Below are 24,198 nucleotides of genomic sequence, written 5' to 3' on the forward strand. Positions count from 1 at the left end.
GCGGCCCGTGCGGCCGGTCGGGACCCGGGGAAGGCGAATCAGGCTTCGCCGTGCAAACCAGGGCAGGTCGAACGGCCCCTCATGGCCTACGGTGCCCCCTGCCCGGGCATCCGTCAAATAGAGCCGGGTCAGTCGACACCGGACCGGTGATGCTGGGGCTACGAATGTTTTTCCCGCCGTATTCAGGGTATTGCGGCCGGTTCGACCCCCGTCCGGCAATAACTTTCGCGCGGGAGTCTTCTCTGGAGGAAAGCTCCGTGGCAGCATCGGCACATGCATCGTCGTCTCTTCCCCCGGGCGCTCGCGGTGCTGGCACTGGTCGCCACCGCGGCCACCGCCGGCGCGCCCACCGCCACGGCCGAAGCGCCCACCCCGGCGCAGACCCGGCTGCACGCGACCATCGACGCGATCCTCGCCGACTCCCGGCTGGCCGGGGCGCAGGCGGGCGTGGTCGTCGTCGACACCACCACCGGGCAGACCCTCTACGACCGCAACGGGGAACGGCGGCTCGTCCCCGCCTCGAACACGAAGCTGCTCACCTCGACGGCGGCCATGGAACTGCTCGGCCCGGGGCACCGCTTCACCACCGACGTGTCCGGCGACGGCGTACGGCATGCCGGGCTGCTCTCCGGCAACCTCTACCTGCGCGGCGGGGGCGACCCCACCATGCTGGCCGAGAACTACGACCGGCTGGCCGCCGAGGTGGCCGCCGCAGGCGTACGGGTGGTCACCGGCAACCTCGTCGCCGACGACACCCGCTACGACCGGACCCGGCTCGGCCCCGACTGGACCTGGGACGACGAGTCCTACTACTACGCGGCGCAGGTCTCCGCGCTGACCGTCGCGCCGGACACCGACTACGACGCCGGCACGGTGATCGTGCACGCCGCGCCGGCCGGGCAGGCCGGCACGCGACCGAAGATCACCATGACGCCGGCCAACGGCTGGCTGCGGATCGACAACCGGGCCGAGACGGTCGCCACGGGCGAGACGACGATCTCCTTCGAGCGCGAGCACGGCGGCAACACCATCGTGGTCACCGGCCAGATCGCGGTCGGCCAGACCGAGGAGAGCGACTGGATGACGGTCTGGGAGCCGACCGGCTACGCGGCCGACATCTTCCGGTCCGCGCTGCAACGGCACGGGGTGCGGGTCCTCGGCCGGACCGTGCTCGGCCAGGCCACCCCGGACGACGCCAAGCCGGTCGCCCGGCACGACTCGATGCCGCTGGCCGACCTCATGGTGCCGTTCCTCAAGCTCTCCAACAACGGTCACGCCGAGGTGCTCACCAAGGAACTGGGCCGGGTGCTCTCCGGCTCCGGCACCTGGGGCGCCGGACTGACCGCGATCAGCGAGTACGTCGGCGGCTCCGGAATGGACACCGGCACGCTGCGCCAGCGCGACGGCTCCGGGCTGTCCCGGCGCAACATGATCCCGCCCGCCCAGTTCGTCGCGCTGCTCTCGGCGGTCCGCGCCGAACCCTGGTTCGACACCTGGTACGCCGCCCTGCCGGTGGCCGGCAACTCGGAGCGGTTCGTCGGCGGCACGCTGCGCAGCCGGATGCGCGGCACCGCAGCGGCCGACAACGTGCACGCCAAGACCGGCAGCCTGACCGGCGCGTCCAGCCTCTCCGGCTACGCCACCGACGCCGACGGGCACGTGCTGGCCTTCTCGATCGTGCTCAACAACTACCTGACCTCGTCGGTCAAGGGGCTGGAGGACCAGATCGCGATCGCGCTGGCCTCGTACACCGAGAAGGGGACGACCACGGCGCGGCTGGCGGTGCCGACGGCGCCGGAGTCGCCGCGGGTGCCCGAGGGCCTGGAGTGTTCCTGGGTGAAGCCGGTCGTCTGCTGAGCCGCGCCGCCCCGGGCCGGCCGCTCAGGCGCCGGGCCGGGGCGGGCGCGGCTCGGCGGCGGGGTCGCCGCGCTCGATCAGCGCGTCGATCTCGGCCGGCGGCAGGCCGCGCAGCGTGAGCACGCGCCGTCCCCACCGGTGCAGCCGGCACGGGTGGGGGCTGGCGTCGTTGCGGCAGATCGTCCCGCCCGACCAGCGCCGTGGCGCGTGCACCACCACCGCCCGCACCGCGAACTGGGCGTCCTCCCCGGTCACGTACGGCGGCAGCGGGATCTCCCGCAGCACGTCGCCGTCGGACGGCGGAAGGGAACGGACGACGCGGGCCCTGCTGGTCATCGGTCGAGCCTCCACAGCGGATGGTCGGACGGGAACAGCGGAAACCTACGGCGTCCCGCGCCGGCCCCGACGGACAAACTGTCCCCGCGGGTGATCGGCGGTCAGCGCAGCGCGACCGCCTGGAGGCTGACGTTGCCGCAGTCCCCCAGGGACTCCTCCACCGTCCAGGACATCAGCAGCTTCGCGCCGGGCGGGGCCCGGAACCGGATGGCGAAGTCGGCGGTCCGCGCGGTGTGCGGGTCCTCCAGACGCAGCGTGCTGGCCGGCCCGCCACCGGAGATCCGCAGGTCGAGGCGGCCACGGGCCATCCACACCCCGGCGTAGAGATGCACGGTGCGCAGCTGCCCGTCGGCGGCCACGGCCAGGGTGAACCCGTTGCCCCGGTCGCAGGTGTACACGGCGGACATGGTGCCGTCGGCCGAACCGACCGGTGCGCCGTCGTGCCAGGCGTACGCCTCCGGGTTGTTGCTGTAGCTCTGCCGCTCGCCCCGGCCGCCCTCGTCGCGGATGTCGCCGGAGCCGTGCCGCTTGCGCACCGGCGTCCGTGCGCCGAGCAGCCCCCACTGGACCCAGTCGACCGGTCCCGCCGCGCTGAGGTCGACCCGCGCCGGCACCTCGGCCTGGCTCACGGTCAGCGTCGGCGGCACCGCGGGGGTGGACGGCGACGGGCTGGGCGAGGGTGGGCGCTGGCGGGGGCGCAGCCCCGGCGTGACGGCCCCGGCCTGCGCGCCGCCGGGGGGCGGCAGCACGGGTCGGCCGGTCGGCGGGGCGGGCAGCACGGCGCTCTCCTCCCGGGGCGTGTCGTGCTGCTCGCTGCCGAGATAGGCCACCAGCGCGGTCAGGCAGGCGAACGCGGCCAGCGCCTCCAGCAGCCAGCGCCGCCGTTGCCGGGCCCGCGCCAGCCGGCGGAGCGCCGACCGCGTCAGCCCGTGCGGGTACGACGTCCGGTCGCCGACCCGACCGTGGTCCTGCTGCCCCACCGAACCTCCGCTCACCGCCGCGCTCCGGCCGCCGGTTCACGTTTCCATCATGGGCGGCGGTGCGCCATATGTCGGCGGGGGGCAGTTTCCAGTTCGTTACCAATCGGTAGCGACGGCGGCTCAACGCACCGTGACGGACCCGGTCGTCACCGCCACGCGGGGACGGTCACCGCCGCTCGCGCCGCCGCAGGCCACGGCCGGGGTGCCAGCTCTCGATCACCAGGTGGTCCGGCGGGTCGCCCACCCGGGTCAGCACCACCTCGGTCAGCTCGACGCGGAACCGGTGCGAACCGTCCTCGCCCGCCGGCTCCTCGTGCGCCCGCCCGGCGATCTTCGCGTCCCCGCCCCAGGAGGCCGGGTCGTCCTCCGGGGTGTCCTCCGTCGGGCAGTGCAGCGCCACCCGCGGGTCGCGGCGCAGGTCGAGCGCCTTCAGCGCGCCCGCCATGCTGCCCAGCCGGAGCTGCCCGTCGTCGGCGAAGTCGAACTCCGTGCCGCTGATCCGGGGCGAGCCGTCCCGCCGCAGGGTCGCCATCGTGCCGTGCTTACGGACGGCGAAGCGGGCGCGCACCCGCGCCGCGAAGTCGGGTTCGGACGCCACCAGGTCGGACCACCATGTCATGCGGGCCAGCCTGGCAGGGAAACCTGACAGCCCGCGGCGCCTTTCCCGCGCGGTCAGCGGATCTCGAAGCCCAGCGCCTGCGCCAGCACGACGGCCTGCTCGGCGTCGACGACCGCGCCGGCCCGCTCCACCGCCGTGGGGTCGAGCGCGGTCAGGTCGCTGCCGCGCAGGTCGGCCCGGATCAGCTTGGCGGCGTGCAGCTGGGCGCCGGACAGGTCGACGCCGGTGAGCACCGCGCCGGTCAGGTCGGCGCCGGTCAGGTCGACCTCGCGCATGCGCACGTCGGTGATCCGCACCCCGCGCAGGTCGGCGCCGGGCAGGGCGACGAAGGACCAGTCGCCGCCGTCGACCCGCAGCGGCCGCAGGTCGCACTGCTCGAAGGTGCTGCCGACCAGCTTGCAGCCGGTGAACTCGGCCTCGAAGAGGTTGCACCGCTTGAAGGTGCAGCGGTGGAAGGCGGAGTCGGTGTGCCGGGAGGCGTTGAGGGCCACGTTGCCGAAGACGCACTCCGTGAAGGTGGCGCCCTGGCTGACCGCCTCGGTGAGGTCGACGTGGAAGAACTCGCACCGGACGAAGTGCCGGTCCACCAGTTCCTCGGCGTACCAGTCCTGGTGGCGGTAGGTGACGTCCTCGACGGCTTCCGGCATGGGGCCGAGACTAGTGTGCCCGGCCGACACTTCCCGCCCGGCGTACCGGCCGGTAGGTTCGGCGTCGTGAGCGTCGCAGTGAGCACCGACCCGGACCGCATCGGCTTCGACCCCGCCCGGCTGGCGCGGATCGACGCGCACTTCGGCAGGTACGTCGACGACGGCCGGCTCGCCGGCTGGCAGATCGTCGTCACCCGCCGGGGCGAGGTGGCCCACTCCTCGACGTACGGGCTGCGGGACCGGGAGGCCGGCGCGCCGGTCGAGCCGGACACCCTCTGGCGCATCTACTCGATGACCAAGCCGATCACCTCGGTCGCCGCCATGATGCTCTGGGAGGAGGGCCGGCTCGAGCTGAACGACCCGGTCAGCCGCTGGCTGCCGGAGTTCGCCGACGTCCGGGTCTACGACCGGGGCTCCGTGCTCAAGCCGTACACGGTGCCGGCGGTCGAGCCCGTCCGGGTGTGGCACCTGCTCACCCACACGGCCGGCCTGACGTACGGCTTCGCCCAGGTCAGCGTGGTCGACGGCCTCTACCGTGCGGCGGGCTTCGACCTGGGCGTGCCGGCCGGCGCGGACCTGGCCGAGGCGACCCGCGGGATGGCCCGGCTGCCGCTGCTCTTCCAGCCGGGCACCAGCTGGAACTACGGCGTCTCCACCGACGTGCTGGGCCGGCTGGTGGAGGTGGTCTCGGGCCAGTCGCTGGACGCGTTCTTCGCCGAGCGGATCTTCCGGCCGCTGGGCATGACCGACACCCGCTGGTGGGTCGACGAGCCGGACGCCAAGCGCCTCGCCGCGCTCTACACCCCCCATCCGGCCACCGGCCAGGCGGTCCGCGCCGACGCGATCGGCCGCTACGCGCTCAGCGCGCCGGACTGCCTCTCCGGCGGCGGCGGGCTGGTCTCCACGGCCGCCGACTACCACCGGTTCACCCAGTTCCTGCTGCGCGGCGGCGAGCTGGACGGCGTCCGCCTGCTCGGCCCCCGCACGGTGCGCTTCATGACCCGCAACCACCTGCCCGGCAACCGGGACCTGGCCTCGTTCTCCCCGGAGGGCTTCGCCGAGACGATCCTCGACGGGGTCGGCTTCGGGCTGGGCTTCGCCGTGGTGCTCGACCCGGTGCCGTCCCGGGTGCCGAGCAGCGTGGGCGAGTACTACTGGGGCGGCCTGGCCAGCACGGCCTTCTGGGTGGACCCGGTGGAGGAGGTCACCGCGCTGCTCTTCACCCAGCTCATGCCGTCGAGCACCTACCCGCTCCGCCCCCAGCTGCGCCAGCTCGTCTACTCGGCTCTGATCGACTGACGCCGGGCCGGTTCGTCGGAACGGCACCGGTCGGGGCGGCCCGCTCCCTAGCCTGGGGAGCATGAGCGACATCGTCGTGTTCGGCGCCGGCGGCACCGCGGGCTCGCGGATCGCCGCCGAGGCGGCCGAGCGGGGGCACCGGGTCACCGCGGCGGTGCGCCGCCCGGAGGCGACCAGCTACCTGCCGCCCGGGGTCCGCACGGTGACCGGTGACGCGACCTCGCCCCGGAGCGTCCGTGAGCTGGCCGGGGACGCCGACGTGTTCGTGGTGGCCATCGGCGGCGGCGAACGCGAGCTGTGGCGCGACGCCGCGCGGGCCCTGGTCGACACCCTGCGCGAACTGCCCGACCCGCCCCGGGTGATCCACGTGGGCGGCGGGGCGACGTTGCTGACCCCGAAGGGCACCCGCTACCTGGACGAGCCGGACTTCCCCGAGGAGTACCGGGACTCGGCCGAGGGCCAGGCCGACGCCCTGGAGTTCTACCGCTCCTCGGCCGACGGGGTGACCTGGACCTACGTCTCGCCGCCGCCGCTGGAGTTCCACCCGGGCGAGCGGACCGGCCACTACCGCACCGGCACCGACCACCCGGTCACCGACGCGGAGGGCCGCTCGGTGCTCACCTACGAGGACCTGGCGGTGGCGATCGTCGACGAGATCGAGAACCCGCGGTTCGGCAACGCCCGCTTCACCGCGGCGTACTGAGGTCAGTCGGCCAGCCGGGCGGGGAAGCCGCCGGTGGCGATCGGCCCCCAGCTGTCGACGGTCACCCGGATCAGCGACTTGCCCTGCTTGACCATGGCGGCGCGGTACTCGTCCCAGTCCGGGTGCTCGCCCGAGATGCTGCGGAAGTACTCGACCAGCGGTTCGAGCGCCTCGGGCAGGTCGAGCACCTCGGCGGTGCCGTCGACCTGCACCCACGGCCCGTTCCAGTCGTCGGAGAGCACGCACGCGGAGACCCGGGGGTCGCGGCGGATGTTGGCGACCTTGGCCCGCTCCGGGTAGGTGGAGATCACCAGCCGGCCCTCGGCGTCGACGCCGCAGGAGACCGGGGACGACTGCGGGCGGCCGTCGGCGCGGGTGGTCATGAGCACCACCCGGTGCCGGGGACGGAGGAACTCGATGAGGGCGTCCCGGTCGACCCGGGTGTTGCTCGCGATGCTGCGTGCCATGTCTCGGTTCTACCAGGCGGGCCGGGCGGGCCTCAGCGGGGACGGCCGGCGACCCGGCGCGGGGACGCCTGCTCGGGCACGCGCGGCCGCGCGCTCGGCCGCCAGGCGCGGCCGTTGGCGTAGATCACCCGGAAGCCGAGGTAGGAGGCGAGCGGCGCCCAGTGCGCCGAGCCCATCCGCAGCTCGGCGGCGTTGTGCCGCTGCCCGTTGGCCAGCACGTCGAGCAGCACGGTCTCGAAGGCGGCCGACTCCACCCAGTCCACCTCGCGGGTGAAGCCGCAGACCAGCGCGGCGCCGGTGACGTCGAGGAAGTCGCGCAGCGCGGCGTCGGAGGCGCGCAGCACCGAGCAGCTGCCGAAGTAGAGGCGGCGCCCCTCGCAGCGCCCCGCCATCCGCTCGGCGACGTCGGTCAGCTCGACGGAGTCCCAGTCGGTGAGGCAGAGCCGGCTCGGTTCGCCGTGCATGGCGAAGAAGCCGACCCGGTAGTCGGCGTACTGCTTGAGCAGCCAGCGGTCGAGGAAGTAGAAGAGCTCGTCGCGGGTGGCGGCGTCCTTGTGGATGAATCGGATCCGGCCCAGCCGTTCGAGCAGTTCGAGGGTGGGCAGCACGGAGCCGCGCTCGTTGAGGTCCCGGTGCCACTGCCCCTCGACGCAGAAGACGCCACCACGCGCCAACGCCCACCTGCTTCCTACTTGTTGCTCATGGTTGAGCGGTTCGGATGGTTCGCTCTCCGCCCGGCGGTGGCTGGGCTGGAGTCCTGGACCGGCAGTCTGGTCCCGTGGCGATCAGTCCGGTCCTGCAGGATCTGCTTCACCTTGTGGTGTGGGGTGTGCAGGGCGATGTCGGGGTCGCCGGCTCGGTGCAGGATGTTGATCGCGGCGTTCACGTCGGCCTGCCACACCACCCCGCACGAGGTGCAGTGAAATCGGTCCCCGCTGCGGCGGCCGAGCCGTCCGCAGCGGTGACAGGTTTGTGAGGTGTAGGCGGCGTTGACGTGGACGAGCGCAGAACCTCTGCGCTCCGACACGTTCTTGAGGGCCTCGGCGGTGACTCCTTTGGTCCAGGCGGCGAGACGCCGGTTGATGTTCTTGCCCAGCGGCTTGCGTCCGGTGAAGCGTTTGGTGAGGTCTTCGGCGATCACGGTGGCGGCCTTGTCCACGACCTCGTGCACGGCGGTGAAGATTTCCGTGCGCACCCGCGCTCGGTGCCGGTTGGCCTGCCGGTCTCGTTTCACGGTGCCGAGGTTGTTGGCCTTGATCCGGTGCGCTTTCGCGTAGTCGCCACGCAGGGCGGCGTTGTTGGCGATTGAGCGTAGCTGTGCCCGACGGCTGTTACGTTCCTTCAACCGGTCCGACTCGCGGGTGAGCAGGTCGCCGAGCTGTTCACCGTGGGGCTGGCCGTCGGAGTCGGTGAGGGCTTCGGTGTAGCCCTTGTCCACGCCGATCGTCGCTGCGCCGCACGGCCGCTGTGATGAGCGCATCTGCGACGCGTCGATCTGGTAGTGCACCTCGACTCGGCCGCCGCGCAGGATCAGGCGCAGCGTCCCGGTGGGGGCGACGGTCGTGGACAGCGGGATCTTGACCATCTTGCGGGGCTCGAGCCCGGGAATCGCCAGCCACAACCGCCCCCGCCCATCGACGGCGGTGTGGTACTTGTCGGCGCGCACCACGATCTGATCGTGCGTGCGGTTATGGCCACGCTTCCAGTGCTTGCGCATCTGCCGGGCCAGGAACGGATCGCCAGCCCACTGGTCATCCTTCAACGCCGTGAACATCCGCTTACGCTCAGTCGGATCGGTGGTGCGTCGGTTGATCGCCCGCCGGATGTCGATCTTGGCCGCCTCCAGGTTCGCGGCGATGTCGGCCATAGCGTCGCGGACGGTTTCCTTCCACGCATTGGCCAGCACACCAAACAACGCGTGTGTGCCGTCGGCCAGCCACCGGTCCCGCACCTGCCGGTCCCGCAGTCCGGCCCCGACACCGTTGATCGAGCCGTAGCGCTGCCACACCTCGCTGCGCACCCGGCCCAACCGTCGGGCCTGCTCCGCCAGGGCAGCGTACTTGCCCGGATTCAGTGCGGCCGAGTAGGCGATCCGGGTGACCTTCACCGGTCACCCTCCATAGCCAAGTCCGCCCTCTTCAACTCCATCTCGTAGCGGCGCAAACCGTCCAGCCGGCACGAGAAGGTGTGCACAACGCCCAGGAGATCCTCGACCAACTCCTGCTGCGGGGACAGGGACTCCTGGTTGGCCACGACGATCTCGCAGCCGCCGCGCGCCGCCAGATGCTCCAGCAAGTCGAACCCCCGGCCCGTGAAGGTCGCCCCGGAGGCCGCGCCCGGCCTCCGGGGGCAGACGTTACCGGGCCGGGGTGACAAGACGACATCACCCTCAGTGTGGCGAGTTACCGGATTCCGTCACGTTCGCGCGGTCCGGCCGTCGCCGGCACCGTCCAGGCAAGAATGGGTGTTTCACAATTCGCCGCAATTCACAGGGAACACCCAGCAAGGGCCTAACGCGAGAGCAATTCCGGTTATTCGCCACGAATCGGCAGGGCGGCTGTCACGGTGGAAGGGACGGGACGTCCCGGTCGATGTCCCGTTCCAACCCCACGACACTCTCAACCGGGAGGAACTCTGTGCGCGTCAACACGCTCAAGCGGGCGGCCGTCGCGTTCGCGCTGGCCCTGCCCGGGGCCGCCATCGCCACGGTCGTCGCCGCGCCACCGGCCCACGCCGACAGCTGCTACACCTGGACCCGGAACCTCTACCAGGGGCGGTCCGGCGAGGACGTGCGGCAACTCCAGATCCGGGTGGCCGGCTGGGCCGCGTACCGGGACATCGTCCGGGTCGACGGGATCTACGGCCCCGAGACGGCCGCCGCGGTGCGCCGCTTCCAGTCCGCGTACGGGCTGCGCGCCGACGGCGTCGCCGGCCCGCAGACGTTCGCCAAGATCTACGACCTCCAGGACGGCGACTGCACGCCGAAGCACTTCAGCTACACGGAACTCGACAACGGCTGCGGCAAGGGCGGGTGGAGCGGGGGCCCGCTCTCGCCGACCGCGACCCGGGAGAAGGCGCTGCGCACCATGTGGAAGCTGGAGGCGCTGCGCCGCAGCCTCGGCGACACGCCGCTCTACGTCAACAGCGGCTTCCGCAGCATCGCCTGCAACGAGCAGGTCGGCGGCGCGTCGGACAGCCAGCACCTCTACGGCACCGCGGCCGACGTGCTCTCCCGCAGCCGGTCGCTCTGCCAGGTGGCCCAGTCGGCCCGCGACCACGGCTTCAGCGGCCTCTTCGGCCCGGGCTACCCCGGCCACAGCGACCACGTCCACGTGGACTCACGCCGGGAGAACAACCAGGACCGGTCGTCGAACACCACCAGCTGGTCCGCCCCGAACTGCGGGGTGAGCTGACCCGACGTCGACAGCGGCCCGGCGCAGGGGTGGGGGCTCCCTGCGACCGGGCCGCCGTCTGTACCCCCGGGGGAGCCGGGCGACCTTTCCGGCTCGGCGTGTCTGCGCCACGCCGCGACCCGGGATGGTCGTCAGCTCGCCCGGGGCCAGCGCGGCCGGGTGGCGGGGGGCGCCACCGGCCGACCGGTACCGCCGGGCCGGAGAGCGGGCCGCACCGGAGGTGCGGCGACCCGGCCGGCCGGGCCGCGCGGGGACTGGGCGGGCGCCGGCCGTCCGGCCGACGGCCCGGACAGCACGAACGGGAAGGGCACGTGCACGAACGGGTTCCCGTGGCGTACCAGGGCGTCGATCTGGCGCTCGTTGAGGCCGTGGGCCTCCAGCACCCGCCGCCCCCACCGGTGCAGACGGCAGGGGTACGCGGCGCTGTCGTTGCGGCACTTCGGTCCGGCGGGCCACTCCTCGGCGGCGTGCACCACCACCGCCCGGACCGCGAGCCGGACATCCTCGGGGGTCAGCGATGCCGGCACCGGCACCTCGCCCAGGATCTGATCGATGGGATCCGTCGACTGCTCACCAACTCGCACGGCAGGCCTCCCGCAGCTCGGCAGCGGTGCGGCGGACCGGCCGCACCACATCCTCGACCACTGGTACGGCCCCGCGCCGGCAGCAGTTCAATCCCCTTGGCGGACGCGCTGTCGTGGGCGGCTGGTCCCCGGTCCGCCGGACCGGGACGGCGTCCGGCGGTAGCGTCGGCGGTGGGACCACCGAGGCCGGGGAGGGTGCGATGACCGAGCGGCAGCCGTACCGCGTGGTGGCCCGCCACCCGGGTTTCGAGCTGCGCCGTTACCCGGCCCACCTGGTCGCCGAGGTGCGCGTCGAAGGGTCGTTCGAGTCGGCCGGCAACGCGGCGTTCCGGCCGCTGGCCCGGTACATCTCCGGCGCGAACCGGTCGCGGCGGGCGGTCCCGGTGGTCACGGCGGTGGCACCCGGGTCGGCCGGCGCGGAGCGGATCGCCATGACGGCTCCCGTGCTCCAGGAGGAGGGCGAGCGGCCGGGAAGCTGGCTGGTGGGGTTCGTGATGCCGGCGGGCTTTACCCCGGCCACGCTGCCCGAGCCGGCGGACCCGCTGGTCCGCACCCGGGAGGTCCCCGCGCAGCTCGCCGCGGCGATGCGCTTCTCCGGGCGGTGGACCGCGCGGGCGTTCGAGCGGCGGGCCACCGCGCTGGGCCGCGCGGTCACCGCCGCCGGCCTGCGCCCGACCGGCGCGGTCCGGTACGCCCGCTTCGACCCGCCGTGGAAGCCCTGGTTCCTGCGCCGTAACGAGGTCGTGCTTCCGGTCGCCGAATAGTGGGCGGCCGGAGCGGCCGCCGGATCACCCGTGGACCCGGTGGTCCCGCCCGCCCGATGGGAGACCCCGTTGCGTCGCTGGCCCGCCGCCCTGGCCCTGGTGTTGCTGCTCGCCGGCTGCGGCGGCGGCACCGAGACGACCGTCCCGCCGGCCTGGGAGAACCCCTCGCCGAGCGCGCCGGCCCCGCTGACCGTGAAGGAGGCGAAGGGCCGCTACCTGGCCATCGTGGCGCCGTACAACACGGCGCTGGAGGAGCTGGAGGAGGCGCTGAAGGCGGGCCGGCCGTGGCGGACGGTGCGGGGCCTGGCCCGGACGGTCGCCACCACCAACGCCGCACACGCCGAGCAGCTCCGCGCCACCCCCTGGCCGGCGGTGGCGCAGGCCCCGGTCGCCGCGCTGCTCGAGGAGAACCAGGTGGCGCTGCGGCACTGGCAGCTCGCGGCCGAGGCCGGCAGCGCCGCGGCGCTGATGCGGGAGATCCGCGCCGCCGCCGCGCACGACGGCGGGAAGCAGGCCGACAAGGTACGCACCAGCCTCGGCCTGCCGCTCTACCGCGACTCCTGACCGCGGGCCCGCTCGGAAGCCGGACCCCGGACGGCGTCGAGCCCGCGCCCAAGGTGCGGCGCGGGCCCGACGGGGATGGGCGAGCTACTTCTTGTTGCCCGTGTTGGTCACCCGGAAGGTGTAGTCCGCGTCCAGGTAGGTGAGGTCACCGGTCGGCAGGTTGGAGATCAGGACGGCGAAGTCGTCCTGGTTGCCGTTGGCGCACTTCGTCCGCAGGCCGCTGGCGGTGAACTGGTCGCCGGTGTACCGGTAGACCCAGTTGCCGGCGCCGTCGGTGGTCTCCCCCGCGGAGGTGACGCCCGGCGTGAGGTCGCAGTGGCTGACGATCTGCACCGTCCAGTTGTTGTCCTGCACGCCGGTGGTGGTCACCCAGTTGCCCGCCGCCGAGGTCAGGGTCGCGGCGGCGCCGTTGACCCGGACGTCGTCGACGAACCAGCCGGTGTCCAGGTACGCGGCGTCGGTCGAGTAGCGGAACCGCACGTCCGTGGCGCCGGCCGGCAGGTCGGCGGTGAGGTGCACGTAGACCGGGTCGTCCACGAAGTACTCGCCACCGGAGGTGCCGGTGATCCCGTTGCCCTCCTCGTTGTTGCCGTGCGGGTCGTCGTCGGTGGTGACGACCTGGCCGGCGTCGTTGTGCACCGGCACCGTCACCCAGTTGCCGCCGACGAGCGCCTCGACGAAGCCGTAGTCCCAGCCCTCCTCGATGAAGTACCAGCTCCAGAAGTCCAGCGAGGTGACCGCGCCGGAGGTGGTGACGTCGAGGATGTTGTCGTCCTGGCTCTCGTACCCGGCGTACCAGTGGGTGGTGCCGGTGTGCGGCGCGATCACCGTCTCGTCGTCGCCGTCGAACGCCAGCGACACCGTCGGGCCGGGGTTGCGGAACCGTTCGACCGACATGCCGAACGGCACGGCGGTGGTGTCGGGGCGGTTCTTCAGCCGCGCCCACTTGGCCTCCGGGGTGGCGCCGTTGTAGCTGCCCCGGCCCGCCCAGAAGACGTCGTCGGCGATGTCGATCGTCCACGAGGTGTCGGCGGGGTCGCCGAAGTTGAACGCCTTGATGTCGTAGATCGGCGAGTCCTCGTCGTCCAGGTAGACCGCCACCGACCAGTCGCGGAACAGGTCGGCCGCGCTGCGCAGGTGCGCGCCGGTCGCCGCGTTGAAGTCGTCGATGGCGTTCTGCACGCCGGTCATGCCGTCGGCCTGCTCCTCGAAGATCGTCTTGATGAGCAGGTCACCGGCCTTGCCGTCGTACTGCTTGTCCGGGGTGTAGGTGCCGTCGCCGTTGCCGCCCGCCTGCTCCCAGAGGTACTGGAAGTAGGTGAACGCCGCCCCGTAGTTCGCGAGGCTGCCGCCCCACCGGGTCAGCGAGGTCTCCTCGTACAGGACCTGGTGGTTGGTCAGGTGCGAGCCGCCGGCGTCCAGGCCGTTGAGGAAGATGGCGAAGTCGGCCAGGCCCTCGTCGACCCAGGACAGCTCACCGGGGTCGCTGTAGTTGTGCAGCAGGTGCTCCAGTTCGTGCGCGACGGTGCCCTCGTACAGCTCCGGCCGGTCGTTGGCCGGGTTGGCGTCCCGCCACGGCGAGTCGTTCGGGCCGACCCGGTTGGCCCAGTCGAGACCGTCGACCGAGATGACGTTCATGCCGACGCTGTCGATGAAGTCCGGCGCGAAGTAGCCGGCGGTGTACGAGGTGACCGCGCAGTCGTAGTACGCGTCGTCCTGGATGTTGTAGACCAGCATGACCAGCGAGTCGCTGGCCGGCTCGTCCGGGTCCGCCGCGTCCATCGGGCCGTAGTGTTCCTCGTCCACGGCGACGATCTGGTCGGCGAGCTTGTCGCCCACGTAGTTGATCTGCGCCTGGGTGAGGGTGAACTGCGCGGCCGTCGCGGTGGCGCAGGGAACGAACGCGTCGCCCGGGTTGTGGTCGAACTGCGGGTCGAGGCTGGCCACGCCGGCCGGCGCGGTGCCGTCCAGCGGGGTGCCCTTCGGGACGTAGATGTAGACCGGGGTGCCGTCGGGGGTGGTGTTGGCGTAGACCCGGGTGAAGTCCTGGTTGTAGGTGCCGCCCGCCGCGCTGTCGTTGATCGGCACCGTGATGGTCGGCTCGCCGGGAAGGTTCTCGTGGTCGTTGGCCTCGGCCGGGGCCGAGACCGTGAAGGCGAGCGCCGTCACGCCCGCCACCGTGGCCGCGATCCGGCTCGGTCGTCTCATTCGCACGCGGATGCCTCCTGCTGTGAGGCGGTGATCAGCTCCGGCCACCGCCGTCGGGTGAGCAGTTGCCCGGTCGGTGCCGCCCGAGGCAGCAGCTGACCAGGGGAATGTTGTCTTCAGGCAACCACTTGCGACGGTGCGGCGGGAGGGAGCTTCGGGTAACGAATGTGTCACGAACGCGAGTCACTTGTTCGCGCGCGGATAGCGGGCGGCGGCGGTTCTAGGCTGGGGTCCACGTGACGCCGAGGCGAGGAGGCCCCATGACCCGCTATGCCGCCCTGTTGCGGGGCGTCAACGTCGGCAGCACCCGGCTCGCCATGGCCTATTTGCGCCGCCTCGTCACCGACCTCGGGCACGAGGACGTCAAGACCTACCTGCAGAGCGGCAACGTGGTCTTCAGCAGCCCGCCGACGAAGGACGACATCCTGGCCGAGGGCATCGCCCGCAAGCTCGCCGACGAGCTGGGCCTGCGCGTGCCGGTGCTGGTTCGCAGCGGCGACGAACTGGCCTCGGTCGTGGCGGCCAGCCCGTACGCCGGGAAGCAGGACGACCCGACCCGGGTGCTGGTGGCCTTCCTCGCGGCCGCGCCGAGCCGGGCCAAGGTCAAGGACCTCGCCGTGCCGGACGGGGAGAACCTGGAGTTCGCGATCGACGGCCGCGAGATCCACCTGCACTTCCCCGACGGCGGTTACGGGCGGACCAAATTCACCAACGCCCACCTGGAAAAGAAGCTGGGCGTCGTGGCGACCACCCGGAACTGGAAGTCGGTGCTGGCGCTGCGCGACCTGACCGCGAGCTGAACGGAGGGGCCGGCCCCCGTGACCCGGCCCCTCCGCCACGGGTCCTAGAAGTGGTACGCCGTGTGGTACTCCGGCACCAGCACGCGGCTGCGCGGCGACGCCTTCCGCACGGCGGCGATCAGGTCGTCGAGGCGCTTGCGGTCGTTCGGCGCCACCGTCGGCGGGTTGGTCAGCGGGGTCTCGAAGTTGTCCCAGTGCACCGGCACCACGACCTTCGGATGATCGAGCGCGGCCATCAGCCGGGGCACGTAGTCGGCGGTGGAGGTGCTCGCGGCGGAGGCCACCATCGCCACGTCGGGGGCCAGCCCGACCAGGTTGCGCTCGGCGAAGTCGCTTGCTCCCATGAAGAACACCGACGGGCCGCCGGCGACCCGGATCTGGTACGCCAGCGTGTCCCCCTCGGGCAGGTCGGAGATCTTCTCCGGCTTCGGCGGCCGGCTGACCCGTACGCCGGGGAAGGCCATCGACCAGGCGCCGTTGCGGCTGTGCAGGGAGCTGACCACCTCGACCGTGTAGGCGCCGAAGTCGAGCACCTCGCCGCCCTTGACCGGGGCGAGCCGCCCGGTGGGCAGCCCGTAGGCAAGCCCGAGGTGGTAGGCGGTCAGGGTGCCGACGACCCGGCCGCCGGTCCGCTCGGCGATGTAGGGCACGTCGTTGAAGTGGTCCCAGTGGGTGTGCGTGACCAGGATGTTCTCGGCCCGGTCGACCAGCGGGTCGATGACCGTGGGCCGCACGGTCAGCGGGGTGTCCTCGTTGAACGCGCCCTTGAACAGGCCGGTGTCGTAGCGGCTCAGGTACGGGTCGACCAGCACCGTCCGGTCACCGATGTCGATCCGCCAGCCGGACGTACCCCACCAGCGGAAGCTGACCGCGCCGGAGCGCGCGGCCCCGGCGGTGGTGGTGGTGGCGGCGGCGGGGGCGGTGGTGGCGGCCCGGGCCGGCGCGCCGGCGGCGAGGCCGGCGGTCGACACGGCGGCGGCGCCGGCCGCGGCGTCGCGCAGGAAACGGCGGCGGTCGTACGACCGTTCGTCGAACATGGAAGGTCCTCCCCGTGGAGCAGGTTGTCCGGTGGCCCCACCCCACCACCGGCCACCCGCCCACGTCCAAGATCGTCCGCCGGCACGGTCGATACGCGTCCGGATATCACCGCAGGTCACAGCCATGGGCTTGGCCGGTCGCGGCCGGGAAATCAGCTAACGCGCAGCGCCTCGACGGCGGCCCGGGCGGCGTCGCCCATGGCCAGGTCCACGTCGATCCGGCGGGTGCTGAGCCGCTCGGTGCGGGCGAAGACCGCGACCGCGTACCGGCCGCCGTCGGGATACTCGACGACCCCGGCCTCCAGGTGCACGCCGGGCAGGGTGCCGGTCTTCCCGGCGACCCGGACGCCGGGCGGGAAGCCGGCGGCGAGCCGGGTCCAGAAGAGCTGCCGGGCCATCAGGTCGCGGACCATCGCGCAGGCGGCCGGCGGCCCGGCCTCGTCCCGCCAGATCAGGCCGAGCAGCCGGGTCATCTCCCGGGCCGTGCTGGAGGTGGTGTGGGCCGGGTCGAAGACCCGCATGGCCCGGACCCGCTCCGGCGGCAGGGTGGGGAAGATCCGGGCGAAGTCGGCCTCGGTGCGGGCGCCCACGTCGGCGAGCATCGTCTCCACCAGCTGCCGGGGGCCGCCGACGATCCGGGTACGCGGCAGGTCCAGCTCGGCGGCGAGCATCGGCAGCACGTCCGGGCCGACCCGTTGCAGCAGCAGGTCGGCGGCCGTGTTGTCACTGACCGACATGGCGAAGTAGGCCAGGTCGCGCAGGGACACCTCGACGTCGTCGGCGCAGCCGGCGACGCCCCAGCCGCCCAGCCGGTCGGCCGCGCCGACCAGCACCCGCTCGACCGGGTCGAGCTGCCCGGCGACGGCCTGCCGGGCGAACTCCAGCACCAGCAGGATCTTGAACACCGAGGCGATCACCACCTGCTCGTCGGCGCGCAGCGCCACCTCCCGCCCCGGCGCGTCGACGTCCACGACGTGCAGGCAGCCGCTGATCCCGGCCCGCTGGAAGATCTCGTTGATCCGCTCGGCGCTCACCCCGACACGCTAGCCACCGCTCGTCGGGGCGGGCGTAGGGTGGCCCGTCGTGGACCTGCTGCGACACCTGCGGCACTTCGTGGTGGTGGCCCGGGAGCTGCACTTCGGCCGGGCGGCCGAGGTGCTCGGCATGGCGCAGCCGCCGCTGAGCCAGTCGATCCAGCGGCTGGAACGCGAGCTGGGCGCCACCCTCTTCGACCGGTCACAGCGCCGGGTCCGGCTCACCACGGCCGGCCAGCTCCTGCTCGGCGAGGCCGACGACCTGCTCGCCGGGGAGCGCCGGCTGCGCAACCTCGTCGACCAGGTACGCCGCGGCGCGCTCGGCGTGCTGCGCGCCGGCGTACCCCCGGAGACCCCGGCCGTGACGCTGCGCGCGCTGCTCGACGGGCTGGCCGCCTGGGCGCCCGGGCTCGACCTGGACCTGCACGAGCTGACCAGCGCCGAGCAGCGGCGGATGCTGGCCGAGGGGCGCCTCGACGTCGGCCTGCTGCACCACCCGGTCGAGGAGGCCGGGCTGCGCTTCGGCCCGGCCGTGGACGCGCCGGTCGGGGTGCTGCTGCCCCGGGCCGCCCCGGCGGCCCGGGCCCGGGAGGTGGAACTGGCCGACCTGGCCGGCCTGGACCTGATCACCGCGCCGCCGGCCACCGCGCCCGGCTGGCACGGGCACCTGCTGGCGGTCTGCCGGCGGCACGGCTTCGTGCCCGCCCGGGTCCGGCCCGCCCGCAACCCGGAGTTCCTGTTCGGACTGCTGCTGGCCGGCGGCGCGGTCGCCTTGGAGCCGGAGCCGGTGGCCCGCCGCGAGCCGCGGGTCGCCTGGCGGCCGCTGGTCGGCGCGCCGCTGGTGAAGCGCACCTCGGCCGCCTGGCCGGCCCGGGCGGGGCACCCCGCCGCCCCGATGTTCGGGCAGCTCGCGGCCGAGGTGCTGGCCGCCGCGGAGCCGCCACCGGCGACGGCGGCGCTCGCGTCGGCCGCCCGGCCCTGGCCGGTGCTCTTCGAGGCCGGCCAGGGCGGGCGGAGCGCCGGTCAGCAGCCGCAGGTGTAGTAGAGGATGTCCCAGTGGTTGCCTTCCTTGGTGTAGAGGTTGCCGGACGCGGCGCGGTACTGGTAGCCGAACCCGGAGATGTAGCCCACGTAGGCGTAGTGCGAGGTGATGTAGTTCTCGATGCAGGTGCTCAGGGCGATGTCCACCTTGTAGCCGTTCCAGTGGCTGTAGGTGCCGCTCGCGTGACCGACCTCGGTGCCGGCCGTGATGGTGATGGCGCAGCCGCTGGCCCGCTTGAACGTGATGATCCCGTCGATGGTGGCTTGGCGGATGCCCTCGAACGAGGTGCAGGTGGAGACGTAGCGGTCGCTGCAGTTGCCGCTGGAGGTCCAGGAGATCCCGGCGGCGCGGAGTTGTGAGGTGGCGCTGGAGTGGCTGATCGCCCAGGCCGGAGCGGCCAGGCCGAGCGCGGCGCCGACGGTGACGGCGGTGGCGGTGAGCAGGGTGAGCAGGCGACGACGCAGACCGGTTCGGATGGACGACATGACGCTCCCGTTCCCGTGGCGATGGAGTCCTGCAAGACGGTGAAACGACTTGCAGGATTCCTACCAAGCATCGATGTGGGCCAATATATGTCCCGCACACACAGGAGTAGTCCGGGCCGATGTGCGCCGCCGACCTTGCCCGCGCTGCCGGCGGCATGCTGCAGAGATCACCCGGTGGCGGCCGCGACGAGCCGGGCCGAGCGGGTAGAGAACCCTGGCGGCAGTCCCTGGCCGGTGCTCTTCGAGGCCGGCCAGGACGCAGAGTTGCCCTCCTGATCTCCCCGAGTTCACCCCCGGCCCGCTAGCATCGCCGTTCATGGATATGAGGAGCGTCACCCGCTCGCGACCCGGGCGGCTGATCGCGGCCATCGTGCTGGCCGTCACCGTGGTGACCCCGGTGGTGGTGACCGGCACGGCGTCCGCGGCGACCACCCTGACCGTGGCGCAGGCGCTGGCCGCCCAGGACGGCCGCAGCGCCACCGTGACCGGCTACGTGATCGGCCAGCCGACCGCCACCACCACCGTGATCACCGCCAACTACACCGCGGACACCGCGATCGCCATCGCCGACACGGCCACCGAGACCAGCACCGGCCGGATGCTCTACGTGCAGGTCACCGCCGAGTGGCGGAGCAGCTTCGGCCTGCTCACCAACCCGTCGCTGCGCGGCCGACAGATCACCGCGACCGGCACGCTCACCGCCTACTTCAGCCACGGCGGGCTGAAGAACCCGACCGCCATGAGCCTCGGCGGCGGCACCACCCCGTCGCCGACCGCCTCTCCCAGCCCCACCGGCATCGGCGGCCCGTACGACTCGACCTACTACGCCGCCGCCGTCGGCAGGACCGGGACGGCGCTGCGCGGCTCGCTGCACGCCATCATCAAGGTGCAGACCACCCTCTCGTACGACCAGGTGTGGGAGGCGCTCAAGGACACCGACCAGGATCCGGCCAACTCCGCCAACGTGATTCTGCTCTACAGCGGACGCTCGCAGAGCAAGAGCAGCAACGGGGGCGGGGTGGACGACTGGAACCGGGAGCACGTCTGGGCCAAGTCGCACGGCGACTTCGGAACGGCCAACGGCCCGGGCACCGACGTGCACCACCTGCGCCCGGAGGACGTGTCGGTCAACTCGCTGCGCGGCAACAAGGACTTCGACTCGGGCGGCAGCACGGTCGCCGAGGCGCCGGGCTGCTACACCGACGCCGACTCCTTCGAGCCGCGCAACGCGGTCAAGGGCGACGTGGCCCGCATGATTCTCTACATGGCGATCCGGTACGAGGGTGACGACGGCTGGCCGAACCTGGAGCCGAACGACTCGGTGAGCAACGGCAGCGCCCCCTACCTGGGGCGGATCTCCAAGCTGCTCGCCTGGAACGACCTCGACCCGCCGGACGCCTTCGAGCGGCGGCGCAACCAGCGGATCTACGAACGCTGGCAGGGCAACCGGAACCCGTTCGTCGACCACCCGGAGTGGGCGCGGGCGATCTGGGGCTGACCGGCGCCGTCGGCGCGGGCCCGACCCGCGCCGGCGGCCGGTTGGCGCAGATCACCCGGCCACGGCCGTGACGATCCGGACCGAGCGGGTAGAGAACGCTGGTGGCAGGCCCGGCACCCACGCGTGGAAGCGTTCCCGGGCACCCGGACGATCGGAGATGAGGCTTCCAATGGCCCCGAACAGCGTTCCCGACATCTCGCTCAACGACGGCAACACCATCCCGCAGCTCGGCTTCGGGGTCTTCCAGATCGACCCGAAGGACACCGTGCAGGCCGTCGGCACGGCGCTGGAGGTCGGCTACCGGCACATCGACACCGCCGAGATGTACGGCAACGAGGCCGAGGTCGGGCAGGCCGTCCGCACCTCCGGGCTGGACCGGAGCGAGGTCTTCGTCACCAGCAAGCTGAACAACGGCTTCCACCGCCCGGACGACGCCCGCAAGGCGTTCGAGTCGACCCTCCAGGCGCTGAAGTTCGACTACGTCGACCTGTTCCTGATCCACTGGCCGCTGCCGACCCTCTACGACGGCGACTTCGTGTCCACGTGGCGGGTGCTGGAGGAGTTCCAGCGCGACGGCCGGGCCAGGTCGATCGGCGTCTCCAACTTCCAGGTGGCCCACCTGGAGCGGCTGGCCGCCGAGGCGGAGATCGTGCCGGCGGTGAACCAGATCGAGGCGCACCCGTACTTCGGCAACGAGGAGGTGCGCGCGTACGGCAGCGCGCACAACATCCTCACCGAGGCGTGGTCCCCGATCGCCCAGGGCAAGGTGCTCGACGACCCGACCGTCGTTGACATCGCCGAGGAGGTCGGCCGGACGCCGGCGCAGGTGGTGCTGCGCTGGCACGTGCAGCGCGGCGACATCGTCTTCCCGAAGTCGACCACGCCGAGCCGGATCGAGGAGAACTTCCGGATCTTCGACTTCGAGCTGGACGACGCGTCGATGGAACGGCTCAACGGCCTCGACAAGGGCGAGCCGGGCCGGCAGGGGCCGAACCCGGACACCTTCGACTACGTCCCCCGATAGAGCCGTCACCGCGACCGGGGCCCGGCCACCGGGCCCCGGTCGCGGCTTCAGGAGTCGACCCGCTCGGCGACCCGGCGGAACGCGGCCTGGGTCGGCGACCCCGGCGCGGGAACGTAGACGATCAGCCGCTGGTCGGTCTCCGGCACGTGCAGCACCCGGCACTCGAACTCCAGCGGGCCCAGCTCCGGGTGGGCGACCCGCTTGACGGTCGGGCGCCGCTCCCCCACCTCGTGCTCGGCCCAGAGCGCGGCGAACCGCGGGGAGAGCCCGAGCAGCTCGGTGACCAGCGCGGCCAGCGCCGGGTCGGCCGGGTAGCGGCCGTACGCGGCCCGCAGGTCGGCCACGGTGGTCCGGGCGAAGCGCAGCACCTCCGGGTCGGCCCAGTGCGACTCGGGCACCGTCCGGCCGAACATCCAGCGGACCATGCTCCGCTCGCCGGCCGGCACCGCCGACAGGTCGCCGACGAACCAGGCGGCCAGCCGGTTCCAGGCCAGCACCTCGTACGCGGCGTCGACCAGGTAGGCGGGCGTCTCCGTCATCGCGTCGAGCAGGTGCCGCATGCCCGGCGGCACCTCCCGGCTGGGCCCGGTCGGCTCCGGCGGGGTCTCCCCGGCCAGCCGGAACAGGTACGCCCGCTCGTCCCGGGTGAGCAGCAGGGCCCGGGCCAGCGCGGCGAGCACCTGCCGGGAGGGATGCGGCCCGCGCCCCTGCTCCAGCCGGATGTAGTAGTCGATGGACATGCCGGCGAGCTGGGCGACCTCCTGGCGGCGCAGGCCCGGCGTGCGGCGGCGTACCCCCTCGGGGAGGCCGACCTCGGCGGGGCGCAACCGGTCGCGGCGGGTGCGCAGGAAGTCCGCCAGTTCGTCGCGGCGCAGCGTGCTCATGGCCCCCAGCCTGCCGCATCGCCGGCCGCCGGAGGTGGTACCGCCGGTACCAGCCTCGGCGGGCCTCTCCCGCCGGTCCGCGACCGGCGGCAGCCTCGACCCCATGACGACGACGATCGCCCTGATCACCGGGGCCAACAAGGGAATCGGCCTGGCCACCGCCCGGCAGCTCGGCGCGCGCGGGATGACCGTGCTGGTCGGGGCGCGCGACGCCGCGCGCGGCCGGGAGGCGGCGGACAAGCTGCGCGCCGAGGGGGTGGACGCCCGCTTCGTGCCGCTGGAGGTCACCGAGGCGGCGTCGGTCGCCGCCGCGGCCGAGCTGGTCGAGCTGGAGTACGGTCACCTGGACGTGCTGGTCAACAACGCCGGGATCATCCGCGCCGACGGCGCCGGGCTGCCCAGCGAGACCATCCTGGACACGCTGCGCGAGGTGTACGAGACGAACGTGTTCGGCGTGGTCGCGGTGACCAACGCGCTGCTGCCGCTGCTGCGCCGGGCGCCGGCCGCCCGGATCGTGAACGTCTCCAGCGAGGTCGGCTCGATCGCCGTGATGACCGACCCGAAGGGCGCCCTGTTCGCGCTGACCTCGATCCCCTACCCGTCCTCGAAGACGGCGCTGAACATGGTCACCGCCATGTACGCCAAGGAGCTGCGGGACACCCCGATCAAGGTGAACGCTGCCAACCCCGGCTACTGCGCCACCGACCTCAACCACCACAGCGGGTTCCGCACCGCCGAGGAGGGCGCGGAGGTGAGCGTGCACCTGGCGACCCTGCCGGCGGACGCGCCGAGCGGCCTGCTCTGGGGCTACCAGATGGACGCCGGCGGCGGCTACGGGGTGCTCCCCTGGTGAGCGGTTGACTTCGCGCGCACTCGAAGGTGGAGGGTGGTGGCACCGTTCTGACGGGGAGGAATCCATGCGATACCGCACCATCGGCACCGATCCCGCCACCCGCCGCGAGGTCAGCGTGCTCAGCCTCGGCGCGATGCTCTTCGGCACCGCCACCGACGAGGCCACCTCGTACGCCATCCTCGACCGGTACGTCGAGGCCGGCGGCACCTTCATCGACACCTCGGACAACTACGCGTTCTGGCAGAACGGGGGCCAGGGCGGGGAGAGCGAGGAGCTGCTGGGCCGCTGGCGGCGCAGCCGTGGCGTCGGCGGCGAGGTGGTCATCGCCACCAAGCTCGGCGCCCGTCCCCTCGCCCCGGGCACCAGCTACGTGGACAACGCCGAGGGCCTGTCGGCCAAGGTGATCCGCGAGTCGGCCGAGCGCAGCCGGGAACGGCTCGGCGTGGACCGGCTCGACCTGCTCTACGCGCACATCGAGGACCGGACCGTGCCACTGGAGGAGACGGTCCAGGGCTTCGCGGAGCTGGTCGCCGAGGGCACCGTCGGGCTGCTGGGCGCGAGCAACCACCGCGCCTGGCGGGTCGAGCGGGCCCGGGCCCTCGCCGCCGCGGCCGGCCTGCCCGGGTACGAGGTGCTCCAGTACCACCGCAGCTACCTGGCCCGGCGACCGGACGTGCCGAGCGAGCTGGACCCGGACGGCGACGTCGGCTGGGTCGGCCCGGACCTGGCCAGCTACCTGCGGGCCGAGCCGCGGCTCACCCTGGTGGCGTACTCGCCGCTGCTCAAGGGCGCGTACGCGAAGCCGGAACGCCTCGGCGAGGAGTACGCCCTGCCCAGCACCCCGGCCCGGCTGGCGGCGCTGCGCGCGGTGGCCGACGAGACCGGGGCGACGGTCAACCAGGTGGTGCTCGCCTGGCTGCTGGGCGGCGACGTGCCGACCATCCCGCTGGTCGGCTTCTCCTCGGTGGCGCAACTGGAGGAGAGCCTCGCGGCGGTCGACCTGGAACTGACCGGCGAGCAGCGGGCCCGGCTGGACACGGCGCGGTAGGCGCGGGCCGCCGGCCGGCCGGTGCAGCGAAACTCCACCGTTCGGCGCGTTC

25 protein-coding genes and 1 pseudogene are annotated in these 24,198 nt (G+C 72.8%); 12 read left to right on the top strand and 14 right to left on the bottom strand.

Translation table 11 applies throughout. The features are described from left to right. The first annotated feature begins 273 nt into the window (after nt 1-273). A complete protein-coding gene (gene dacB / locus NLX85_RS05710; RefSeq protein ID WP_254331952.1) occupies nt 274-1,857 on the top strand; it encodes a D-alanyl-D-alanine carboxypeptidase/D-alanyl-D-alanine-endopeptidase in 1,584 nt (527 codons plus the stop codon). A 24-nt stretch (nt 1,858-1,881) separates the two neighbouring features. Here dacB and NLX85_RS05715 read toward each other — a convergent pair whose 3' ends face one another. The 4 genes from NLX85_RS05715 to NLX85_RS05730 form a co-directional block, all read right to left on the bottom strand. Beyond that, nucleotides 1,882-2,193, bottom strand: coding sequence for a hypothetical protein (locus tag NLX85_RS05715; protein ID WP_254331953.1), 312 nt, complete (start codon nt 2,191-2,193; stop codon nt 1,882-1,884). 101 nt (nt 2,194-2,294) lie between these two features. Continuing rightward, the gene (locus NLX85_RS05720) at nt 2,295-3,173 is read right to left on the bottom strand and encodes a hypothetical protein (protein ID WP_254331954.1); all 879 of its coding nucleotides are present in this window, start codon (nt 3,171-3,173) and stop codon (nt 2,295-2,297) included. A 166-nt stretch (nt 3,174-3,339) separates the two neighbouring features. Then, complete coding sequence (locus tag NLX85_RS05725; protein ID WP_189194101.1) at nt 3,340-3,792, bottom strand: pyridoxamine 5'-phosphate oxidase family protein; 453 nt, start codon at nt 3,790-3,792, stop codon at nt 3,340-3,342. Between the two features lie 53 nt (nt 3,793-3,845). After that, complete coding sequence (locus NLX85_RS05730) at nt 3,846-4,439, bottom strand: pentapeptide repeat-containing protein (protein ID WP_254331955.1); 594 nt, start codon at nt 4,437-4,439, stop codon at nt 3,846-3,848. A 66-nt stretch (nt 4,440-4,505) separates the two neighbouring features. Here NLX85_RS05730 and NLX85_RS05735 point away from each other — a divergent pair, with 66 nt between their 5' ends. Together NLX85_RS05735 and NLX85_RS05740 are read left to right on the top strand one after the other, a co-directional pair. Beyond that, entirely contained in the window at nt 4,506-5,738 is a 1,233-nt protein-coding gene (locus NLX85_RS05735) for a serine hydrolase (RefSeq protein ID WP_254331956.1), read from the top strand. A gap of 61 nt (nt 5,739-5,799) precedes the next feature. Continuing rightward, nucleotides 5,800-6,441 (top strand): NAD(P)-dependent oxidoreductase, encoded by a 642-nt coding sequence (locus tag NLX85_RS05740; RefSeq protein ID WP_254331957.1) that lies wholly within the window; start codon nt 5,800-5,802, stop codon nt 6,439-6,441. A gap of 2 nt (nt 6,442-6,443) precedes the next feature. Here NLX85_RS05740 and NLX85_RS05745 read toward each other — a convergent pair whose 3' ends face one another. The 4 genes and pseudogenes from NLX85_RS05745 to NLX85_RS05760 form a co-directional block, all read right to left on the bottom strand. Further along, nucleotides 6,444-6,908 carry a PPOX class F420-dependent oxidoreductase gene (locus NLX85_RS05745; RefSeq protein ID WP_254331958.1) on the bottom strand — a complete coding sequence of 155 codons (465 nt, stop codon included), beginning with the start codon at nt 6,906-6,908 and terminating at the stop codon, nt 6,444-6,446. Nucleotides 6,909-6,940: 32 nt separating this feature from the next. Beyond that, the gene (locus NLX85_RS05750) at nt 6,941-7,582 is read right to left on the bottom strand and encodes a DUF6642 family protein (RefSeq protein ID WP_254331959.1); all 642 of its coding nucleotides are present in this window, start codon (nt 7,580-7,582) and stop codon (nt 6,941-6,943) included. A gap of 14 nt (nt 7,583-7,596) precedes the next feature. Further along, nucleotides 7,597-9,015, bottom strand: coding sequence for an RNA-guided endonuclease TnpB family protein (locus NLX85_RS05755; protein ID WP_254331960.1), 1,419 nt, complete (start codon nt 9,013-9,015; stop codon nt 7,597-7,599). Next, nucleotides 9,012-9,212: pseudogene (locus NLX85_RS05760) on the bottom strand (IS607 family transposase); the annotation flags it as partial. The pseudogene NLX85_RS05760 and the gene NLX85_RS05755, both read right to left, overlap by 4 nt. A gap of 332 nt (nt 9,213-9,544) precedes the next feature. On the opposite strand from NLX85_RS05760, the gene NLX85_RS05765 reads away from it, so the two are divergent. Continuing rightward, nucleotides 9,545-10,321, top strand: a complete 777-nt coding sequence (locus NLX85_RS05765) for a D-Ala-D-Ala carboxypeptidase family metallohydrolase (protein WP_254331961.1) — start codon at nt 9,545-9,547, stop codon at nt 10,319-10,321. 131 nt (nt 10,322-10,452) lie between these two features. Here NLX85_RS05765 and NLX85_RS05770 read toward each other — a convergent pair whose 3' ends face one another. Next, nucleotides 10,453-10,905 carry a hypothetical protein gene (locus NLX85_RS05770; protein ID WP_254331962.1) on the bottom strand — a complete coding sequence of 151 codons (453 nt, stop codon included), beginning with the start codon at nt 10,903-10,905 and terminating at the stop codon, nt 10,453-10,455. Nucleotides 10,906-11,105: 200 nt separating this feature from the next. On the opposite strand from NLX85_RS05770, the gene NLX85_RS05775 reads away from it, so the two are divergent. Both NLX85_RS05775 and NLX85_RS05780 read left to right on the top strand, forming a co-directional pair. Continuing rightward, nucleotides 11,106-11,669: a heme-binding protein gene (locus tag NLX85_RS05775; RefSeq protein WP_254331963.1), complete on the top strand. Its 564-nt coding sequence runs from the start codon at nt 11,106-11,108 to the stop codon at nt 11,667-11,669. A gap of 30 nt (nt 11,670-11,699) precedes the next feature. Next, nucleotides 11,700-12,233 carry a hypothetical protein gene (locus NLX85_RS05780; RefSeq protein ID WP_254331964.1) on the top strand — a complete coding sequence of 178 codons (534 nt, stop codon included), beginning with the start codon at nt 11,700-11,702 and terminating at the stop codon, nt 12,231-12,233. 84 nt (nt 12,234-12,317) lie between these two features. Here NLX85_RS05780 and NLX85_RS05785 read toward each other — a convergent pair whose 3' ends face one another. After that, nucleotides 12,318-14,441 (bottom strand): hypothetical protein, encoded by a 2,124-nt coding sequence (locus tag NLX85_RS05785; protein WP_374628066.1) that lies wholly within the window; start codon nt 14,439-14,441, stop codon nt 12,318-12,320. Between the two features lie 260 nt (nt 14,442-14,701). Between NLX85_RS05785 and NLX85_RS05790 the strand changes: the two genes are divergently transcribed. Beyond that, nucleotides 14,702-15,241, top strand: a complete 540-nt coding sequence (locus NLX85_RS05790) for a DUF1697 domain-containing protein (protein WP_254331966.1) — start codon at nt 14,702-14,704, stop codon at nt 15,239-15,241. Nucleotides 15,242-15,285: 44 nt separating this feature from the next. Here the strand turns inward: NLX85_RS05790 and NLX85_RS05795 are convergent, their stop codons facing one another. Together NLX85_RS05795 and NLX85_RS05800 are read right to left on the bottom strand one after the other, a co-directional pair. After that, on the bottom strand, nt 15,286-16,278 hold the full coding sequence (locus tag NLX85_RS05795; protein WP_254331967.1) for an MBL fold metallo-hydrolase: 993 nt from the start codon (nt 16,276-16,278) through the stop codon (nt 15,286-15,288). Nucleotides 16,279-16,430: 152 nt separating this feature from the next. Further along, the gene (locus NLX85_RS05800) at nt 16,431-17,312 is read right to left on the bottom strand and encodes a serine hydrolase (RefSeq protein WP_254331968.1); all 882 of its coding nucleotides are present in this window, start codon (nt 17,310-17,312) and stop codon (nt 16,431-16,433) included. Nucleotides 17,313-17,361: 49 nt separating this feature from the next. Between NLX85_RS05800 and NLX85_RS05805 the strand changes: the two genes are divergently transcribed. Then, nucleotides 17,362-18,354 (top strand): LysR family transcriptional regulator, encoded by a 993-nt coding sequence (locus tag NLX85_RS05805; RefSeq protein ID WP_254331969.1) that lies wholly within the window; start codon nt 17,362-17,364, stop codon nt 18,352-18,354. On the opposite strand, the gene NLX85_RS05810 is transcribed toward NLX85_RS05805, so the two are convergent. After that, the gene (locus NLX85_RS05810; RefSeq protein ID WP_254331970.1) at nt 18,336-18,839 is read right to left on the bottom strand and encodes a hypothetical protein; all 504 of its coding nucleotides are present in this window, start codon (nt 18,837-18,839) and stop codon (nt 18,336-18,338) included. The two genes, NLX85_RS05805 and NLX85_RS05810, sit on opposite strands and share 19 nt — an antisense overlap. Before the next feature lie 316 nt (nt 18,840-19,155). Here NLX85_RS05810 and NLX85_RS05815 point away from each other — a divergent pair, with 316 nt between their 5' ends. Together NLX85_RS05815 and NLX85_RS05820 are read left to right on the top strand one after the other, a co-directional pair. Next, nucleotides 19,156-20,337 carry an endonuclease gene (locus NLX85_RS05815; RefSeq protein ID WP_254331971.1) on the top strand — a complete coding sequence of 394 codons (1,182 nt, stop codon included), beginning with the start codon at nt 19,156-19,158 and terminating at the stop codon, nt 20,335-20,337. 169 nt (nt 20,338-20,506) lie between these two features. Continuing rightward, complete coding sequence (locus NLX85_RS05820) at nt 20,507-21,361, top strand: aldo/keto reductase (RefSeq protein ID WP_254333659.1); 855 nt, start codon at nt 20,507-20,509, stop codon at nt 21,359-21,361. Nucleotides 21,362-21,408: 47 nt separating this feature from the next. On the opposite strand, the gene NLX85_RS05825 is transcribed toward NLX85_RS05820, so the two are convergent. Then, on the bottom strand, nt 21,409-22,245 hold the full coding sequence (locus NLX85_RS05825; protein ID WP_254331972.1) for a helix-turn-helix transcriptional regulator: 837 nt from the start codon (nt 22,243-22,245) through the stop codon (nt 21,409-21,411). Between the two features lie 103 nt (nt 22,246-22,348). Between NLX85_RS05825 and NLX85_RS05830 the strand changes: the two genes are divergently transcribed. Both NLX85_RS05830 and NLX85_RS05835 read left to right on the top strand, forming a co-directional pair. Continuing rightward, nucleotides 22,349-23,098 carry an SDR family oxidoreductase gene (locus NLX85_RS05830; protein WP_254331973.1) on the top strand — a complete coding sequence of 250 codons (750 nt, stop codon included), beginning with the start codon at nt 22,349-22,351 and terminating at the stop codon, nt 23,096-23,098. A 64-nt stretch (nt 23,099-23,162) separates the two neighbouring features. Next, the gene (locus NLX85_RS05835; protein ID WP_254331974.1) at nt 23,163-24,146 is read left to right on the top strand and encodes an aldo/keto reductase; all 984 of its coding nucleotides are present in this window, start codon (nt 23,163-23,165) and stop codon (nt 24,144-24,146) included. Nucleotides 24,147-24,198: the final 52 nt, after the last annotated feature.

The sequence above is a fragment of the Micromonospora sp. A3M-1-15 genome (genome assembly GCF_024213425.1).
In the GTDB taxonomy this organism is placed as follows: Bacteria; Actinomycetota; Actinomycetes; order Mycobacteriales; family Micromonosporaceae; genus Micromonospora; species Micromonospora chersina.